General features: G+C 40.4%; 17 protein-coding genes. 15 read left to right on the forward strand and 2 right to left on the reverse strand.

Translation table 11 applies throughout. The features are described 5' to 3' along the window. Positions 1-48 precede the first annotated feature (48 nt). The 5 genes from HCB49_RS09170 (at position 49) to HCB49_RS09190 (ending at position 4,535) form a co-directional block, all read left to right on the forward strand. Positions 49-627, forward strand: coding sequence for a xanthine phosphoribosyltransferase (locus tag HCB49_RS09170; protein ID WP_185604754.1), 579 nt, complete (start codon positions 49-51; stop codon positions 625-627). Between the two features lie 6 nt (positions 628-633). Further along, complete coding sequence (locus tag HCB49_RS09175; RefSeq protein ID WP_185480870.1) at positions 634-1,941, forward strand: nucleobase:cation symporter-2 family protein; 1,308 nt, start codon at positions 634-636, stop codon at positions 1,939-1,941. A 191-nt stretch (positions 1,942-2,132) separates the two neighbouring features. Then, positions 2,133-3,191 carry a chitinase ChiA gene (gene chiA / locus HCB49_RS09180; RefSeq protein WP_185604755.1) on the forward strand — a complete coding sequence of 353 codons (1,059 nt, stop codon included), beginning with the start codon at positions 2,133-2,135 and terminating at the stop codon, positions 3,189-3,191. Positions 3,192-3,316: 125 nt separating this feature from the next. Continuing rightward, positions 3,317-3,586 carry a 30S ribosomal protein S14 gene (rpsN, locus tag HCB49_RS09185; RefSeq protein ID WP_185392054.1) on the forward strand — a complete coding sequence of 90 codons (270 nt, stop codon included), beginning with the start codon at positions 3,317-3,319 and terminating at the stop codon, positions 3,584-3,586. Between the two features lie 76 nt (positions 3,587-3,662). After that, positions 3,663-4,535, forward strand: a complete 873-nt coding sequence (locus HCB49_RS09190) for a 5'-3' exonuclease (protein WP_185604756.1) — start codon at positions 3,663-3,665, stop codon at positions 4,533-4,535. 18 nt (positions 4,536-4,553) lie between these two features. On the opposite strand, the gene HCB49_RS09195 is transcribed toward HCB49_RS09190, so the two are convergent. Beyond that, entirely contained in the window at positions 4,554-4,955 is a 402-nt protein-coding gene (locus HCB49_RS09195; RefSeq protein WP_185392052.1) for a ribonuclease HI family protein, read from the reverse strand. Positions 4,956-5,077: 122 nt separating this feature from the next. Continuing rightward, complete coding sequence (gene cspD / locus HCB49_RS09200) at positions 5,078-5,278, reverse strand: cold-shock protein CspD (RefSeq protein ID WP_003728273.1); 201 nt, start codon at positions 5,276-5,278, stop codon at positions 5,078-5,080. 363 nt (positions 5,279-5,641) lie between these two features. Here cspD and mntR point away from each other — a divergent pair, with 363 nt between their 5' ends. From mntR to HCB49_RS09250, 10 genes are all read left to right on the forward strand, one after another. Continuing rightward, positions 5,642-6,070, forward strand: coding sequence for a transcriptional regulator MntR (gene mntR, locus HCB49_RS09205; protein WP_061388111.1), 429 nt, complete (start codon positions 5,642-5,644; stop codon positions 6,068-6,070). A gap of 157 nt (positions 6,071-6,227) precedes the next feature. Further along, positions 6,228-7,910: a formate--tetrahydrofolate ligase gene (locus HCB49_RS09210; RefSeq protein WP_185604757.1), complete on the forward strand. Its 1,683-nt coding sequence runs from the start codon at positions 6,228-6,230 to the stop codon at positions 7,908-7,910. 119 nt (positions 7,911-8,029) lie between these two features. Further along, complete coding sequence (locus tag HCB49_RS09215) at positions 8,030-9,922, forward strand: ABC-F family ATP-binding cassette domain-containing protein (RefSeq protein WP_185604758.1); 1,893 nt, start codon at positions 8,030-8,032, stop codon at positions 9,920-9,922. 12 nt (positions 9,923-9,934) lie between these two features. Next, positions 9,935-10,879 (forward strand): thymidylate synthase, encoded by a 945-nt coding sequence (locus tag HCB49_RS09220; protein WP_185604759.1) that lies wholly within the window; start codon positions 9,935-9,937, stop codon positions 10,877-10,879. Between the two features lie 15 nt (positions 10,880-10,894). Continuing rightward, positions 10,895-11,377: a dihydrofolate reductase gene (locus tag HCB49_RS09225; RefSeq protein ID WP_185604760.1), complete on the forward strand. Its 483-nt coding sequence runs from the start codon at positions 10,895-10,897 to the stop codon at positions 11,375-11,377. 52 nt (positions 11,378-11,429) lie between these two features. Beyond that, on the forward strand, positions 11,430-12,305 hold the full coding sequence (locus HCB49_RS09230) for a putative RNA methyltransferase (RefSeq protein WP_185604761.1): 876 nt from the start codon (positions 11,430-11,432) through the stop codon (positions 12,303-12,305). Positions 12,306-12,373: 68 nt separating this feature from the next. Then, entirely contained in the window at positions 12,374-13,885 is a 1,512-nt protein-coding gene (locus HCB49_RS09235) for a phosphohexomutase domain-containing protein (protein WP_185604762.1), read from the forward strand. Between the two features lie 139 nt (positions 13,886-14,024). Continuing rightward, the gene (locus HCB49_RS09240; RefSeq protein ID WP_185604763.1) at positions 14,025-14,648 is read left to right on the forward strand and encodes a DedA family protein; all 624 of its coding nucleotides are present in this window, start codon (positions 14,025-14,027) and stop codon (positions 14,646-14,648) included. Positions 14,649-14,740: 92 nt separating this feature from the next. Then, positions 14,741-15,724, forward strand: a complete 984-nt coding sequence (locus HCB49_RS09245) for an aromatic acid exporter family protein (protein WP_185480862.1) — start codon at positions 14,741-14,743, stop codon at positions 15,722-15,724. 3 nt (positions 15,725-15,727) lie between these two features. Continuing rightward, complete coding sequence (locus HCB49_RS09250; RefSeq protein WP_185480861.1) at positions 15,728-16,105, forward strand: VOC family protein; 378 nt, start codon at positions 15,728-15,730, stop codon at positions 16,103-16,105. Positions 16,106-16,122: the final 17 nt, after the last annotated feature.

Genomic DNA, 16,122 nt, shown 5'->3' on the forward strand with positions numbered 1-16,122 from the left:
TCTCTAAATTTAGAGAAGCAGTTTTTTTATTTTGAAAGGAGAATCGCCTTGAAATTACTGGAAGAGTTTATTCAAGAAAAAGGGACAGTTTTACCTGGTAACGTTTTAAAAGTAGATGCATTTTTAAATCATCAAATCGATCCGGTTTTAATGCAAGCCATGGGAAATGAATTTGCTAAACGGTTCCAAGATTTAGGAATTACGAAAATTGTAACGATTGAATCATCAGGTATTGCGCCAGCTGTGTTTGCAGGACTTGCGCTTTCTGTGCCAGTCATTTTTGCGCGGAAGAAGAAATCGGTGACGTTAACGGATAATTTGTATACGAGCACGGTCTATTCTTACACTAAAAAAGAATCGAATGATATTTCTGTGTCGAAACAATTTTTAACAGTAGATGATACAATTTTGGTCATTGATGATTTTCTTGCAAATGGTCAGGCGGCTTTAGGGTTGCTTGAAATTGCGGAGCTTGCCGGAGCAAAAGTCGCGGGTATTGGAATTGTGATTGAAAAATCTTTCCAACAAGGGCGCGAATTATTAAATAAAACAGGGATTCCAGTTTATTCACTAGCACGAATTGCCTCACTTGAAAACGAAGAAATCTTATTTTTAGAGGAGGAATAGGAATAAATGTTAGGTAAAGGGAAAATTGCAGCTTTAGGATTTCAACATGTTTTAGCGATGTACGCTGGGGCAGTTATCGTGCCACTATTAATTGGTGGGGCGCTTGGTTTTAACGGAGAAGAAATGACATACTTAGTGTCGATTGATATTTTTATGTGTGGGATTGCGACATTGCTACAATTGACGGTTAACCGCTTCTTTGGGATTGGTTTGCCAGTTGTACTTGGATGTGCGGTTCAAGCCATTGCGCCAATTATTTTGATTGGGCAAGATATGGGGATTGGCGCGATTTACGGATCGATTATTGTTTCAGGACTTTTTGTATTATTAATAGCACCATTTTTCTCTAAAGTTGTTCGATTCTTCCCTCCTGTTGTGACTGGTTCAGTTGTAACAGTGATTGGTTTAACGCTTATTCCAGTGGCGATTAATAATCTTGCTGGCGGGGCTGGAGCAAAAGATTTCGGTTCGATGTATAACCTTGGTCTTGGCTTCGGGACGTTACTGTTAATTATTTTAGTGTATCGTTTTGGGCAAGGTTTTTCGAAGGCAATTGCTGTCCTAATTGGCCTTGTTGGTGGTTCGCTTTTTGCGGCGCTTTACAAAGGGATTTCATTTGGACCTGTGAGTGAAGCAAGTTGGTTCCATATGCCGAAACCATTTTATTTTGGCACACCGACTTTTGAGTGGCCGGCGATTATTACGATGATTTTAATTGCACTTGTCAGCATGGTGGAATCGACAGGTGTCTACTTCGCTTTATCTGATATTACCGAACGAAAATTAACGCAAAAAGATTTAACGCGTGGCTACCGAGCAGAAGGGCTTGCGATTATGCTTGGCGGCGTTTTTAATACATTCCCGTACACAGCTTATTCGCAAAACGTTGGACTGGTTCAGCTTTCTGGTATTAAGACACGTAAAGTGATCTATGCAGCAGCTGGTTTCCTTATTGTCCTTGGTTTAATTCCTAAAATTGGAGCAGTGACAACGATTATTCCAACGCCAGTTCTTGGTGGCGCGATGGTCGCGATGTTTGGCATGGTTGTCGCGCAAGGCATTAAGATGCTTGGAAAAGTTAATTTTACTTCCCAAGAGAACTTGCTGATCATTGCTTGTGCGGTTGGCGTTGGCTTAGGCGTAACGGTTGTACCAGATTTATTTAATGCATTTCCAGCATTTGTTCGTTTATTTACGAGTAACGGGATTGTTGCAGGTAGTGTGACGGCGATTGCACTGAACATTATCTTCAATATGATTCCACATCGTAAAGATAAAAAAGCAACTAATCCAGAACCACAACATGCTGAGTAAAAAATAAAACAGTTTTAATTGGGCTATTTTTTCTCATATACTTATACACAATCCTTTATTTGAAAGCGGAATTGGTCTATATCAATTTCGCTTTTTTGCTGTTTTTCTAGTTTTATTTTCATTATGTTGGGTATTTTCTAGTAGCTCCAAAAAAGCAAGCTTGGGGTAGATAAAGTAAGGGGGAAAAGTAGATGAATGGTAAACAAGTAATGGTTGGTGGTTTGTCTTTACTTTTAGTTGGCACGGGACTGGGAGCATTTGGGAGTACGGCACAAGCGGCGACAGATGATGCTTCTGTAATGCCAGACATTTCTAACAAACAAGTGCTAGTTGGGTACTGGCACAGTTGGAAATCTTCCGGAAAAGATGGCTATCAACAAGGAACTTCGGCTGATATTGCATTAAAAGATACACCGAAAGCTTATAACGTGGTAGATGTTTCCTTTATGAAAGGGGACGGGGTTAATCGCATTCCAACTTTTAAACCAGTGGGAATAAATGATAGCGATTTCAGAGCGCAAGTGGGGGCATTAAATAAAGAAGGTCGCGCCGTTTTGTTAGCGCTTGGTGGAGCGGATGGCCACGTCGAACTTAAAGCTGGGGATGAGCAAGCGTTCGCAAATGAAATTATCCGCCAAGTGGAAACATATGGTTTTGACGGATTAGACATTGACTTAGAACAAAGTGCAATTACCGCGGGAGATAATAAAACGGTCATTCCAGCAGCGCTAAAAATCGTCAAAGATCATTATAAAGCAGAAGGTAAAAACTTCTTAATCACGATGGCGCCAGAATTTCCTTATTTGAAACCAGGGAGTGCTTATGAAAGCTACTTAACTTCGCTTGCTAATTACTATGACTATATTGCCCCACAACTATACAACCAAGGCGGCGATGGTGTTTGGGTCGATGAAACAAACCAATGGATTGCGCAAAATAATGATACATTAAAAGAATCTTTCTTATATTATATGGCGGACTCGTTTATTAATGGGACTCGTGGTTACTTGAAAATTCCTGCGAATAAATTTGTGTTCGGCTTACCAGCAAATGTGGATGCAGCGGCAACAGGTTACGTCACAGATCCACAAATCGTTAAAAATGTTTTCAATCGTTTACAAGCAAAAGGGACACCAGTGAAAGGAATCATGACTTGGTCGGTTAACTGGGATGGTGGTACGAATAAAGCGGGAGTGCCTTATAATAATGGTTTCTCTAACGCATATGGCCCAATTGTCGGAACCAAATAAGCTAATAGCCGATATCCACATTTAAAGTGGGTATCGGTTTTTTTGAAACAGAAGACTTGCTTTCATTTTAAAAGCGGCGTATGATATAAATCGGAATGATTATTATTTAAGGGAAGGAGAAACTTATGGCTAAAAAATCTAAAGTTGCAAAACATGAACGCCAACAAGCGCTTGTAGAACAATATGCGGAGCTACGTCGAACACTAAAAGCAGAAGGTCGTTATGATGAGTTGCGCAAATTACCACGCGATTCTGCGCCATCACGATTGCACAATCGTTGTGAGCTAACTGGACGCCCGCATGGCTATATGCGTAAATTTGGTATGTCACGGATTCGTTTTCGTGAACTAGCACATCAAGGCCAGTTACCCGGCGTGACAAAAGCAAGCTGGTAAAAAACTCCTTTTTTCTGCGAGCCAGATATAATTATGCTACAATAGATGGCAGTAGAAGGAAATTGGAGGATTATATATGACCGAAAATCGAGAAAATTTGCTCGTTGTTGATGGAATGGCACTGCTTTTCCGAGCATTTTATGCAACAGCCGTTTCCAAGCAATTTATGTTTAATCAACACGGGGTACCGACAAATGGGGTGCAAGGTTTTATGCGCCATATGTTTGCGGCAATCCGTCAAAGTAACCCAACGCATACACTGATTTGCTGGGATATGGGATCACAAACATTCCGTAATGAATTATATGATGGCTATAAAGCTGGCAGAACAGCACCACCAGAAGAAATGATTCCGCAATTTGATTTAGCGAAAGAGGTCGCTGCTGGATTTGGCTTTGTTAATTTAGGTGTGCCGGGTTTTGAAGCAGACGATTGCATTGGGACGATTACCGTTCAAGCGAGTAATACGATTGCGACTACCGTTTTAAGTGGTGATAAAGATTTGTTGCAATTAATCGCTCCGACCAATGACGTTTGGATTATGCAAAAAGGTTATGGCAATTATAAACGATATGATGAAGCAACATTTTTTGAGGAGATGGGCATTACCCCAAGACAATTTGTCGATGTGAAAGCATTGATGGGAGATACTTCTGATGGCTATCCTGGCGTGCGTGGTATTGGTGAAAAAACAGCGATTAAACTCATCCAAGAGTTCGAGTCTATTGAAGGTGTCTTAAACAATCTCGACAAACTCAAACCAGCACAACAAACTAAAATTCAAGAAGACTTAGCAATGTTGGAATTAAGTCAAAAACTAGCTCGAATTCATACCGAAGTTCCACTAGAAATAGACTTACCAAGCTTAAAATATAGCGGTTTCCGCAAAGATGCTTTTGCAGTAGTAGAAAAATACGGTTTAAAAACATTAACACGCGATATCGAATAAAAAATAGAAGCAATCTGGTTATTTCACGCCAGGTTGCTTCTGTTTTTTTATCGCCTGACGCGCAAGTTGGTCGGCTTGTTTATTTTGGCTAACGTTACGCCATTCGGCAAAAAACAACTCTAGCGAATCTGCCATTTCTAAAATTGCTTCTAAATGAGGCTTAAATAAAGGGTTCTTCGCATGTCGTTTATGAATTGCTTCAATGGCAACTTTCGAATCAGAGTACAAACGAATGAACGTTGCTTGTTTTTTCAAGGCTTCTTCTAGTCCGAGTTTGATCGCGATAAATTCAGCTTCGTGGTTGGTCATGATCGCAAGGGGAATTGCAAGTTGCTCATAGATGCCGTCTGCTTTCAGAACAATTCCAGCACCACTAGGGCCAGGATTTCCAGCACTTGCGCCATCAACAAAAACTTCCATCTTTTGTGCCTCCTAAAGTATGAATGATGTGGCTTTATTATAGAAGGAAAGCTGTTTTTTTGCAATAAAAAAACCGGTAAATCGCTACCGGTTTTTACGTCCGTGTCTAATTGGCAACTGGATTAGGCTTTCTCTACATTAGCTGCTTGAGCGCCGCGGTTTCCTTCTACTACTTCAAATGTTACCGCTTGACCTTCTTCTAAAGATTTGTAGCCGTCACCTTGGATCGCTGTGAAGTGAACGAAAATATCTTCGCCGCCGTCTGATTCGATAAAACCGTAACCTTTTTCATTGTTAAACCATTTTACTTTCCCATTTTGCATTGAAATAAATCCTCCTAAGTATGGCTAATAATTGCTAGAAATAGTTGTTAAAACGCTTTCATTAGGGCGTAAAAAAATTTCTCGCAAATACTACCTTTTCAGTTCATAGCGTTGCCGCATATGATACTAACACTATAAATCAAAATACCTATAAACGTCAAGCTGATTTTCGATATTTTTTAAATTTTTGGACTTGTAAGGGCATACTTTTTACTAATTTGTCTCATTTTACTACTAATTGTTATTTTTTTCAAAGTGACGTCCTAGGAGAAATTTCGTTTTCGAAAGGGTAATTACTTTTAGAAAGGGCGATATTATAGTACAATTGGCTATGTGAAAGAATTTAAGTTGGAGGGTATAGCTATGCCAACACCTAGTATGGAAGATTATATTGAAAAAATCTATTCCCTTATTGAGACGAAAGGTTATGCCAGGGTTTCGGATATTGCTGATGAGTTATTTGTTCATCCTTCCTCTGTAACAAAAATGGTGCAGAAGCTGGATAAAGACGAGTATTTAATCTATGAAAAGTACCGTGGATTAATTTTGACGCCTAAAGGAACACAAATGGGGAAAAGGCTCCTAGAAAGACACGCATTACTAGAAAGTTTTTTAAGTATTATTGGTGTAGATCCGTCCCATATTTATCATGATGTAGAAGGCATTGAACACCACTTGAGTTGGAATTCCATTGACCGAATCGGGGATGTTGTTCAGTTTTTCGAAAATCATCCGGATGCGCTTAAGACGCTCAAGGCAATGGAGTCGACGAAACCAGAAACAAAGGAATAACGGTAATCCAAGGTTGAGATGTTGATTATTGCGCAATCAGGTTTTACTTTAGAATCAAAATGGTGTTACATCGCTTGGTGTCGCGCTTTTTTGATGCACTGAAGTGACCAAAATATCTTAATTCTTTTTTACAATATACATATTCGGAGGGGATATCATGTCAAATAAAGTGAAATCAGATATTGAAATTGCATCAAAAGCAGAAATTCTACCAGTTACGACTATTGCCGAACATTTAGGACTAGATGCAGATGCACTCGAACTTTACGGAAAGTATAAAGCAAAGCTATCCTATGATACGATTCACTCGTTAAAAGACAAAGAACCAGGGAAACTTGTTCTTGTAACAGCGATTAATCCAACACCAGCGGGTGAAGGTAAATCGACTGTAACAGTTGGACTTGGTGACGCACTCTCTAAAAAAGATAAAAAAACAGTTATCGCACTGCGTGAACCATCGCTTGGACCAACCATGGGGATTAAAGGCGGGGCAACTGGTGGCGGCTATGCGCAAGTTATTCCAATGGAAGATATTAATTTACATTTTACAGGCGATTTTCATGCAATTACAGCAGCGAATAATGCTTTATCGGCATTTATCGATAACCATATGCAACAAGGAAATGACTTAGATATTGATGGTCGCAGAATCGTTTGGAAACGTGTGGTTGATTTAAATGACCGGACGCTTCGAAAAGTAGTCGTTGGTCTTGGTGGCCCGATTCAAGGTGTTCCGCGCGAAGATGGTTTTGATATTACGGTTGCTTCTGAGATCATGGCAATCATTTGTTTAGCAAGTGATTTAAAAGATTTAAAGAAACGTTTAAGCGAAATTGTGATTGGCTATAACTACAAAAAAGAACCGATTACGGTTGGCGAAATGGGTTATGAAGGCGCGTTAACATTACTCTTAAAAGATGCTTTGAAACCGAACTTGGTGCAAACATTAGAACATACTCCGGCAATCGTACACGGCGGACCTTTTGCTAATATTGCTCATGGGTGTAATAGTGTTTCTGCGACAAGCACAGCGCTTAGACTTGGCGACTATGTTGTAACAGAAGCTGGCTTTGGCGCGGACCTTGGTGCGGAGAAATTTTTAGACATTAAAGTTCCTGCACTTGGAAAAGCACCGGATTGTGTGGTTATTGTTGCAACGATTCGCGCGCTCAAAATGCATGGTGGTGCTTTGAAAACTGAACTGAGCGAAGAAAATATTGATGCGTTAGCTAAAGGTTTTACTAATTTGCAAAAACATACGGAGTCTATCCAAACATTTGGTATTCCGTACGTGGTAGCGATCAATAAATTTATCACTGATTCTGACGCAGAAGTGGCGAAATTAGAAGCGCTTTGCGAAGAACATGGCATTCCGTTTTCCTTAACAGAAGTTTGGGAAAAAGGCGGCGACGGTGGTCTAGAACTTGCGGATAAAGTCATTGCAGCTGTGGAAAGTGGAGCAGCAGACTACAAACGCATTTATGATGACGCTTGGTCGATTGAAGAAAAATTAGAAGCGATTGTGACGAAGGTTTACGGTGGTATTGGCGTGGAGCTTTCTAGCAAGGCGCAAAAACAAATCGTGGAATTTAAAAAATATGGTTGGGATCGCTATCCGATTTGTATGGCGAAAACACAATATTCGTTATCGGATGATCCGACATTACTCGGTCGTCCAACTGATTTCGTGATTCATATTCGCGAATTTATTCCAAAACTTGGTGCTGGATTTGTTGTTGCTTTAACAGGCGACGTGATGACGATGCCGGGCTTACCGAAAAAACCAGCGGCATTAAATATGGATGTCGATGAAAATGGTAACGCGCAAGGTTTATTTTAAAACTAGAAGTTCCAAAAGTGGATTCGTCGCTTTTGGAACTTTTTTCAATTTAAGCAATTGATATGTTCTATGTTTTCAGCTAGAATAGATAAGGACGAACAGGAAATGGATGGGACTAAATGAAACAATTAAAAGTGGAAAATTTAACAAAAACATATGGTGAAAAAAGCCTGTTTGAAAATATCTCGCTTACGATAACAGAGGGAGAACGTATTGGTTTAATTGGTGTAAATGGCACCGGGAAATCGACGTTATTGCAAATTATTTCTGGAAGTGAATCTGGGGATAAAGGTACAGTTACGAAAGCAAAAGATTATACGATTGGTTATTTGGCACAAGATCCTGAGTTTAATGAAGAGGATACGGTTCTTGCGGCTGTTTTTGACGGCGATACGGCGGCGCTTCGGGCTATGCGCAAGTATGAAGAAGTCTTGCTGGCGATGTCGCTTGACGCGGAAAATACCAAATTACATGATGCTTACACGGCGGCTAGCCAGGAAATGGATGCTAGTGCGGCTTGGGATATGAACACAGAAGCGAAAACGATTTTGGAAAGACTTGGTATTACGGACTTAAAAGCAAAAATAAGTGCGCTTTCCGGTGGGCAGCGAAAACGAGTTGGTTTGGCGCAAGTTTTAATCGAAACGCCTGATTTACTTATTTTGGATGAGCCTACTAACCATTTGGATTTTCAGTCGATTCGTTGGTTAGAAGAATACTTAAATCGCTTTAAAGGCGCTGTCTTGCTCGTTACCCATGATCGTTATTTCCTTGACCGCGTAACGAACCATATGGTGGAACTAGACCGCGGTTCGGCTTATCGCTATGTTGGGAACTACGAGAAATTCATGGAATCCAAGGCAATTCGGATGGAAAATAAAGTTCGTGAATCCGAAAAAAATAAAAACCTTTATCGTAAGGAACTGGCTTGGATGCGCCGTGGCCCACAAGGTCGGGCGACGAAACAAAACGCCAGACAAGACCGTTTCCATGACTTAGAGAAAAAAGTGAAAACGAAAGTAGATGACTCGGAACTGGCGATTGATTTTGTGACTAGTCGTCTCGGAAAAGATGTTTTCGAACTGAAAAACTTAGAAAAACGCTTTGACGAAAAACAAGTGTTGCAAGATTTTAGCTTGATTATTCAACCAGGTGAACGCCTTGGTATTACAGGGAATAACGGAACTGGTAAATCCACTTTACTGAATATGTTAGCTGGGAAACTAGCACCTGACGCTGGCGAAGTGCTTACTGGTCAAACGGTACAAATCGGTTATTATACGCAACAAAATGAAGAGATGGACCCGGATATGCGAATGATTGCTTATTTGCAAGAAGCAGGCGAGCAAGTAACGACATCTGGCGGGGAAGTAATTAGTGTGAGCGCGATGCTCGAACGATTTTTATTCCCACCAAATTCACACGGGAAGAAAATCGGTAGCCTATCTGGCGGTGAAAAACGCCGCTTATTCTTACTGCGTATTTTGATGGAACGTCCGAATGTCTTATTACTAGATGAGCCGACCAACGACTTAGATACGCAAACATTAACCGTTTTAGAAGATTATTTAGAATCATTCAATGGCACGGTCATTACGGTCAGCCATGATAGATATTTCCTCGATAAAGTCGTGAACAAGTTGCTCGTTTTCCGGGCGATTGGGGAAGTAGAAATTTTCTACGGAGAGTATAGCGATTATTTGAAAGAACTAGAGGCCAAAGGAAAACCAGCGAAATCAATGAAAAAAATGGCGAATACTTCGGTCGAAAAGTCAGCATCTGAGAAAAAGGAGAAAGTCAAACTAACCTACCAAGAACAACTGGAGTGGGACGGAATTGAAGATGCGATTAGCGAATTAGAACAAACGATTGAATCGCTCAACGAAACATTGGAACAAACCGGAGCCGACTTTACAAAAGCAGCAGAAATTAGCGAACTCATTACAGCAAAAGAAACTGAGCTGGAGCAAATGATGGAACGCTGGGAATTTTTATCACAATATGCGGAATAAGGAGTGCGAACGATGAAACAATATTTGGATTTAGAAAAGTACGTTTTAGAGAATGGAACACAAAAAGGAGATCGCACTGGGACTGGAACAATCAGCACGTTTGGTTATCAAATGCGTTTTGATTTACAAGAAGGATTTCCGATTATGACAACAAAACGTGTACCATTTAAACTTGTAGTAAGTGAACTGCTATGGTTTTTACATGGAGATACGAATATTCGCTACCTTTTACAGCATAATAATAATATTTGGAATGAATGGGCTTTTGAGCGTTTTGTGAAAAGCGCTGACTACAAAGGCGAAGATATGACGGATTTTGGATTGAGAGCAGAGCGTGATCCGGCGTTTAAAGAAGTGTATCAAGCGGAAATGGAACAATTTAAAAAGCGTATTTTAGAGGATGAAGAATTTGCGAATAAATACGGTGAACTAGGTAATATTTACGGCAAACAATGGCGTGAATGGAAAACTTCGCAAGGGGAAACAATTGATCAGTTAGCAGATTTGATTGAAATGATTAAAACGAATCCGAACTCGCGTCGATTGATTGTGTCTGCTTGGAATCCAGAAGATATTCCGAATATGGCTTTGCCGCCATGTCATTCGCTATTCCAATTTTATGTGGCGGACGGGAAATTATCGTGCCAGTTGTATCAACGCAGTGCCGATATTTTCTTAGGTGTACCGTTTAATATTGCGAGTTATGCACTTCTGACACATCTTATTGCCCGTGAAGTTGGGCTGGATGTTGGCGAGTTTATCCACACAATGGGTGACGCGCATTTATATAATAACCATATTGAACAAGTGAAAGAGCAATTATCGAGAACACCACATGCGCTTCCAAAATTAGTGTTTTCCGATAAACCGGCTACGATTTTTGATTTTGATGTCGCGGATATTTCACTTGATGGCTATAATCCAGATCCGGCGATTAAAGCACCAATTTCAGTATAAGGGAGGTTTTCTTGGATGATAATTTTTGTTTGGGCACAAGACCGCGCGGGCAACATCGGTAAAGATAACAAAATGCCGTGGCACTTACCGGGCGATTTGCAGTTTTTCAAAAAAACGACGACTGGGAAAACGCTTGTTATGGGACGCAAAACCTATGAATCTCTAGGTAAAGCATTGCCGAATAGGAAGACGATTGTGTTAACGCGGGATAAAGCATTGCAGTTAGACGATGCAGAAATCTTGCATTCGCGCGATGAGGTTTTGGCACTTGCTAAGACGGGAGAACCGATTTATGTTGTTGGTGGCGCGGAAATTTATCGTTTATTTATGGATGTGGCAGATCAGTTGATTGTTACAAAAATTGATGCGGAATTTGATGCAGATACGGCATTTCCTGAAGTAGACTGGGAGAATTTTTCGGAAGTCGCGAAAGAAGCACATGAGAAAGATGAAAAAAATAAATATAATTACACTTTTTATACGTATGAAAGAAATTAATAAAAACGTTGCCTGAATGCGGGCAACGTTTTTCGAGTGGAGTGAAGATGCCGTGTTATCTAAAATGGAGATAAACAAACTGGCGATAAAAGAGAATATGGCGCTGTTAGCATGTCCGATTTGTGGCGGGGGATTTACGTTTCAAGAGCCGAATTCGTTTGTATGTCCGGAACGTCACGGCTTTGATATTGCCAAACCCGGTTACTTAAATTTGCTGAAGCAAGCGCATAAAACAAAATACGATCAAGCGTTATTCGAGTCACGTAAAAAAGTCATTGCGAGTGGCTTTTTTGGGAAATTAATCGAGCGGGTTACGGAAATTATTGCCGATACAAACAAAGAAAGTATCGTTATGTATGATGCTGGTTGTGGTGAGGGCAGTCATTTGGCACGAGTAGTTTCGGAACTGCGAGCAATTGGTCGTGAAGTACATGCTGCGGGACTTGATATTGCCAAAGAAGGCGTCAAACAGGCGGCGCGCGATTATCCGGGAATTGTTTGGACGGTAGCGGATTTAGCCAATTGTCCGAACCAAAGAGAGACAGCAGATGTCCTTTTAAATATTTTATCGCCTTCGAATTATGAAGAATTTAAACGGCTGCTAAAAACGGATGGCTTGTTGCTAAAAGTAGTTCCTGAGGCGAATTATTTACGGGAATTGCGCGAATTTATTTATGTGGACGAGAAAAGCAGTTATTCGAATGAATCGGTTACATCACGGTTGGCAGAAAAATTAACGGTGGAACATGTCGAGCGAATCACATATAAAGCGCCAATTGCTAAAGATCTATTTGCTGATTTTCTGGAAATGACGCCGCTTGGTTGGCATATTGAAGCGGATAAAAAAAGCGAATTACTGGGAAACCCGCCAGAGGAATTAACCGTTGACCTGCAAATCATTATCGCGAATAGAGCACATCTTTTGTAAAAGCCATGTGAATTGTGCGCAATATAAGCTATAATGAAGGGGGAAAATACAGAAGCTGGAGGAATGACATGAATCAATCAGAAACGAAAGCGTTAGAAGCACTGCAAAACGGATCAGACATACGTGGAATAGCGATTGCCACGGAAAAGTATCAGATTACGCTAACAGATGAACGTGTAGAAAAGATTGCTTATGGATTTGCGAAATGGCTAAAAGAGGAAAAACAAGTGGAAGGTCGGGCGAAGGTGGCAATAGGCCATGATAGCAGACTTTCAGCGGAACGTTTAAAAGCGGCACTCGTAAAAGGTCTTACTTTTGCGGATATCGATGTTGTGGATGTAGGTCTTGCAACGACGCCAGCGATGTTTATGGCGACTCAATATGAAGACTACAACTGCGATGCCGGCATAATGATTACTGCGAGCCACTTGCCTTTTATGTATAATGGGTTAAAATTATTTACGAAATCTGGTGGGGCGGAACATGAGGATATTGATTACATCGTGGCACATGCAGATAAAACTTTCCTAGAAAACGGCGGAAACTCCGGTAAAGTGACAAAACAAGACTTGCTTTCTACATATGCAGCAGATTTAACCGATAAAATTAGAGCGGGAATCACGGATGCAGCTGATTCAATGAAGCCGTTACAAGGTAGCCATATTATTGTGGATGCTGGTAATGGCGCGGGCGGTTTTTTTGCCGAAAAAGTATTGGCGGAGCTTGGCGCAGATATTTCGGGTAGTCAGTTTTTAGATCCGGACGGAAATTTCCCGAACCATATTCCTAATCCTGACAACGAAGAAGCAATGGCGAGCTTGAAAAAAGCGGTACTTGCTAGCGGGGCGGATTTAGGCGTGATTTTTGATACGGATGTGGACCGAGCGGCGATTATGGATAAAAATGGCGAAAGCTTAAATCGTAATCCGTTAATTGCTGTAATCTCGAGCATTATTTTGGAAGAAAAACCTGGGACGACGATTGTTACTGACTCGACAACATCCGGGCATTTACAAGCATTTATCGAAGCGAAAGGCGGAAAACAACATCGCTTTAAACGTGGTTATCGTAACGTTATCAATGAAGCGCTGCGCCTGAATGAAAATGGAATCGCCTCGGAAATTGCAATCGAAGTTAGTGGACATGCCGCATTGAAAGAAAACTATTTCTTAGATGACGGTGCGTATTTAATTGCTAAAATTTTAATGACGTATGCGACTCTACGCAAAAATGGTCAAGATTTACCGGATTTAATTGCCGACTTAAAAGAACCTGCAGAAAGCGAAGAAATTCGTTTAAGTATTACAGCATCTGATTTTAAAGGCTACGGAAAAGAAGTACTGGCTGATTTTCTGGCGTTTGTAGAGGCAGATTCGGATATGTCAATAGAACCTGTGAACCAAGAGGGCATTCGTGTGAATACGAGCGGTGCGCTTGGCGAAGGTTGGTTCTTGCTACGCATGAGTTTACATGAGCCTGTCATGCCAATGAATTTAGAAAGCGATGAAGCTGGTGGTATCCAAAAAGTGAAAGACCGCTTAGCAGAATTTTTCGCGAGTAAAGCCGATTTGAAAATGTGAAAATTAGAGAACTTGGTATGTTTTAGCTGCCAAGTTCTTTTTCTATTCACCAAATCAATTGAAAAAAGCGAGCGAATATAGTAGACTTAAAAAGCAAGCACTTACTTTAAAAGGGAAATAAAGTACAGGAGTGTGTTTTTTGGAAACTTGGATTACAAGTATTATGGCTGATTTTGGCTATATAGGCATTTTTTTATTGATTATGGTTGAGAACTTGTTTCCGCCGATTCCCTCTGAGATTATCTTAACTTTTGGTGGATTTATGACGACTATTTCATCGCTGAATGTGGTGATGGTAATTATTGTAGCAACACTTGGTTCAGTTGTCGGAGCTATTTTGCTTTATAAAGTGGCCTCGTATTTTGGTAAAGAAAGACTGACGAAAATTGTATTAAAGTACGGCCGGATTTTGCGTTTGAAAGCATCGGATATTGAACGCGCGGAAAGTTTCTTTTTGAAATATGGTAGTTGGGCGGTATTTTTATGTCGGATGATTCCACTAATACGAAGCTTGATTTCGATTCCAGCTGGGATGACAAAAATGAAAATGTCGCGATTTTTAGTATTGACGACGGCAGGCAGCTTGCTTTGGAATACGGTTTTAATTGGACTTGGCGCTATGCTTGGTGAGTCTTGGAATGAAATTGTTGTATTTATGGATAGTTTTTCGACGATTATTTATAGTGTCATTGCGATACTTGTCGTTGTGGGGCTAGGCTTCTTTTTCCGGGCACGTTTCAAAAAAACACTTGATGAAGAATAATCTGAAACCTTGAGGAGCAATCTTCAAGGTTTTTCTTTTGCGATTTTCGCTTTCGTGCTATGATAAGTTGGACATAGAAAGGGGACGGACATATGAGAATAGGCATGCGAACGGTGAAAACTGCGATTGCAGCAACACTGGCGATTATTTTAGCGGAATGGTTACATTTAGAATATGCTGTTTCGGCAGGTATTATCGCGATTTTAAGTGTGCAAAATACAAAAAAAGGATCTTTACAATTAGCTATTCAGCGGGTTTATTCGACCGTTTTGGCGCTCTCGATTGCCGCTGTATTTTTCATGCTCATTGGCTATAATGCGGTGAGTTTTGGACTTTATTTACTGATTTTTATTCCACTTGCTGTAAAACTACATGTTGCGGACGGAATTGTTGTTAGCTCCGTACTCGTATCACACATTTTATTAGAACAATCGCTATCTTTCTTTTGGTTTAAAAATGAACTGTTACTCATGGCGGTCGGCGCGGGTATTGCTATTATTTTAAATTTATACATGCCGAAAATGGAAGACGAATTGAAACGCAGTCAACAAAAAATCGAAGCGATTATGCGGCAAATTTTAACGGAAATGACGCAAGGACTTCGGAATCAATCGGAATATCACGATGAATTTGGCTTATTACATCAATTAAAGGGTACATTAGACTATGCACAAGAAAAAGCAGCGCGAAACTTAGATAATCAGTTTTTTGCTTCGTCTCATTATTATTCGCAATATGTGGACATGCGACTTGTGCAGTACCGGATTTTGACGCAAATGAAACGACATTTAATCGCGTTTGATCATTCTTCGGAACAAAGTCTGGCGTTAGCGGAAATTACCGAGAAAACGGCCCAAACGCTAGATGAGCATAATACGGCAGAAGATTTAGTGGCAGAAATTACAACGATGGTGCATGAATTCCGAAGCAGCAAACTTCCAGAAACTCGGGCAGAATTTGAAAATAGAGCGATTTTATTCCAATTTATGAATGATTTGCGCTATTTATTAGAAATGAAGCGTGACTTTTATGCGGAGTTTGGTTTGAAGGAAAAAGAAATGACGAGGGGACGATGAACGATGATTGAAAAAATTGGACAAGTAATGTTATACGTGGAAGATCAAGCAGCTGTACGAGATTTTTGGGTAGAAAAATTGGATTTTGTTGTCGTGGCAGAAGAGGTTGTAAATGGTGAGATTCAATGGATTGAAATCGCGCCAACAACAGGATTAGAAACTAGCTTTGTCCTGCAAAATAAAAAGAAAGTCGCGGAAATGAATCCAGATATGAATCTTGGCACACCATCGATTTTATTATTTGGAACGAATCTCGCGGAACTGTATGAAATTTATAAAAAGAGAGGGATTACGGTTGGCGATTTAGTGGACTTGCCGATGGGGCGTGTCTTCAATTTTGCGGATAACGAAGGGAATTATTTTGCGATTTGCGAAAAATAAAAAAATCCAGATGACAG

Source organism: Listeria cossartiae subsp. cayugensis (assembly GCF_014229095.1).
Lineage (GTDB): Bacteria > Bacillota > Bacilli > Lactobacillales > Listeriaceae > Listeria > Listeria cayugensis.

Bases quoted from the DNA above. Each gene is read 5' to 3' on its own strand.
- HCB49_RS09195 (WP_185392052.1), bottom strand. From the start codon at position 4,955: ATGGAAGTTTTTGTTGATGGCGCAAGTGCTGGAAATCCTGGCCCTAGT.
- HCB49_RS09235 (WP_185604762.1), top strand. From the start codon at position 12,374: ATGAATCAATCAGAAACGAAAGCGTTAGAAGCACTGCAAAACGGATCA.
- HCB49_RS09250 (WP_185480861.1), top strand. From the start codon at position 15,728: ATGATTGAAAAAATTGGACAAGTAATGTTATACGTGGAAGATCAAGCA.
- chiA (WP_185604755.1), top strand. From the start codon at position 2,133: ATGAATGGTAAACAAGTAATGGTTGGTGGTTTGTCTTTACTTTTAGTT.
- HCB49_RS09220 (WP_185604759.1), top strand. From the start codon at position 9,935: ATGAAACAATATTTGGATTTAGAAAAGTACGTTTTAGAGAATGGAACA.
- mntR (WP_061388111.1), top strand. From the start codon at position 5,642: ATGCCAACACCTAGTATGGAAGATTATATTGAAAAAATCTATTCCCTT.
- HCB49_RS09245 (WP_185480862.1), top strand. From the start codon at position 14,741: ATGAGAATAGGCATGCGAACGGTGAAAACTGCGATTGCAGCAACACTG.
- HCB49_RS09210 (WP_185604757.1), top strand. From the start codon at position 6,228: ATGTCAAATAAAGTGAAATCAGATATTGAAATTGCATCAAAAGCAGAA.
- HCB49_RS09215 (WP_185604758.1), top strand. From the start codon at position 8,030: ATGAAACAATTAAAAGTGGAAAATTTAACAAAAACATATGGTGAAAAA.
- HCB49_RS09190 (WP_185604756.1), top strand. From the start codon at position 3,663: ATGACCGAAAATCGAGAAAATTTGCTCGTTGTTGATGGAATGGCACTG.
- cspD (WP_003728273.1), bottom strand. From the start codon at position 5,278: ATGCAAAATGGGAAAGTAAAATGGTTTAACAATGAAAAAGGTTACGGT.
- HCB49_RS09175 (WP_185480870.1), top strand. From the start codon at position 634: ATGTTAGGTAAAGGGAAAATTGCAGCTTTAGGATTTCAACATGTTTTA.
- HCB49_RS09225 (WP_185604760.1), top strand. From the start codon at position 10,895: ATGATAATTTTTGTTTGGGCACAAGACCGCGCGGGCAACATCGGTAAA.
- rpsN (WP_185392054.1), top strand. From the start codon at position 3,317: ATGGCTAAAAAATCTAAAGTTGCAAAACATGAACGCCAACAAGCGCTT.